The organism is Kitasatospora sp. NPDC091257, from assembly GCF_044757675.1.
In the GTDB taxonomy this organism is placed as follows: domain Bacteria; phylum Actinomycetota; class Actinomycetes; order Streptomycetales; family Streptomycetaceae; genus Kitasatospora; species Kitasatospora lactacystinica.
The window spans coordinates 1-1,646 of sequence record NZ_JBIVVI010001602.1; the positions used below are offsets into that span (position 1 = coordinate 1).

Annotated in this window: 1 protein-coding gene and 1 pseudogene; both read left to right on the plus strand. The window is 71.7% G+C overall.

Translation table 11 applies throughout. The features are described from left to right. The first annotated feature begins 271 nt into the window (after nucleotides 1-271). Nucleotides 272-1,384: a cation diffusion facilitator family transporter gene (locus ACIQOV_RS40650; protein ID WP_401056066.1), complete on the plus strand. Its 1,113-nt coding sequence runs from the start codon at nucleotides 272-274 to the stop codon at nucleotides 1,382-1,384. Nucleotides 1,385-1,443: 59 nt separating this feature from the next. Next, nucleotides 1,444-1,646: pseudogene (locus ACIQOV_RS40655) on the plus strand (flap endonuclease); the annotation flags it as partial.

The window sequence follows — 1,646 nt, forward strand, 5'->3', positions numbered from 1 at the left end:
GGGAGGACCTGCGGCTGATGCGGGCCCTGGCCCGGGCGGCCACCGCGGCGGTCCTCGACCCGCTGGCGCTGGGGTAGCACAACTGGGCATGAGGGAACGGGAGTTCGGCCCGCCGGGCGGCTGCGGAGTGCGCCGGGTCCGGCCGCCCGGACGGGAACGACAACGGTCACCAGTACAACCTTTGGATCTTTGTCGATTCTGCGGTTCACTTCGGTTGCGGGGCGGTCGCGCCACGCCCCCTTTCCCACCCGTGCGCCCAGAGAGGACCTCCATGGCCGGGCACGAGCATTCGCACGATGATCATGCGCATGACCAGAAGCACTCGCACGGCTCCGGCGGACACTCCCACGGCCCCGGAGGGCACGGGCACGGCGGCCACTCGCACGGGCACGGCTCCGGAGGGCACGGGCACGGCGGCCACTCGCACGGCGTAGCCGCCGACGCGGACCGCCGCTGGCTGCTCAGCGCCCTCGCCCTGATCGTCGTCTTCATGGCCGGCGAGGTCGTGGTCGGCTTCGCCGCCCAGTCCCTGGCGCTGATCTCGGACGCGGCCCACATGCTCACCGACGCCGCCTCGATCGTGCTCGCGCTGATCGCCATGCGGCTCGCCGCCCGCCCGGCCCGCGGCGGCTACACCTACGGCCTCAAGCGCGCCGAGATCCTCTCCGCGCAGGCCAACGGGGTCACCCTGCTGGTGCTGTCGGCCTGGCTGGGCTACGAGGCGATCACCCGGCTGCTCGAACCGCCGGAGGTCACCGGCTCACTGGTGCTGATCACCGCACTGGTCGGGATCGTGGTCAACCTGGCCGCCACCTGGTGCATGTCCAAGGCCAACCGCAGCTCGCTGAACGTCGAGGGCGCCTTCCAGCACGTGCTGACCGACCTCTACGCCTTCATCGCCACCGCCGTCGCCGGTGCGGTCGTACTGATCACCGGCTTCGCCCGGGCCGACGCGATCGCCTCGCTGATCGTCGTCGCGCTGATGCTCAAGGCCGGCATCGCGCTGGTCCGGGACTCCGGGCGGATCTTCCTGGAGGCCGCCCCGGCGGGGATCGACCCGGACGCGGTGGCCGACCGGATGGTCACCGAGCCGCTGGTCGAGGAGATCCACGACCTGCACATCTGGGAGATCACCTCCGGTCAGCCGGCCCTGTCCGCGCACATCCTGGTCACCCCCGGCGGCGACTGCCACGCGGTGCGGCGCTCCCTGCAGCGCCGGCTCTCGGAGGAGTACGGCATCACCCACTCCACCCTCCAGGTCGACCACGTCGGCGAGGACGAGGCGGGCGCGCTGCTGCAGATCACCACCCCGGCCGACTCCACCGTCGAGCACTGCACCGACGCCCACGGCCCGGTCCACCGCGCCGGACCGCACGAGCACTGACAACACCCGTCCGTCACCGCGGTGCGGCATGATGCTGAGTCGTGACCGCACCGCGACTGATGCTGCTCGACTCCGCCAGCCTGTACTTCCGGGCCTACTTCGGCGTACCGGACACCCTGCGCTCGCCGCAGGGTGAGCCGGTCAACGCCGTCCGTGGGCTGCTGGACTTCATCGCCAGGCTGGTCCACGACCACCGGCCCGACCAGTTGGTGGCCTGCATGGACGCCGACTGGCGCCCCCAGTGGCGGGTGGACCTCATCCC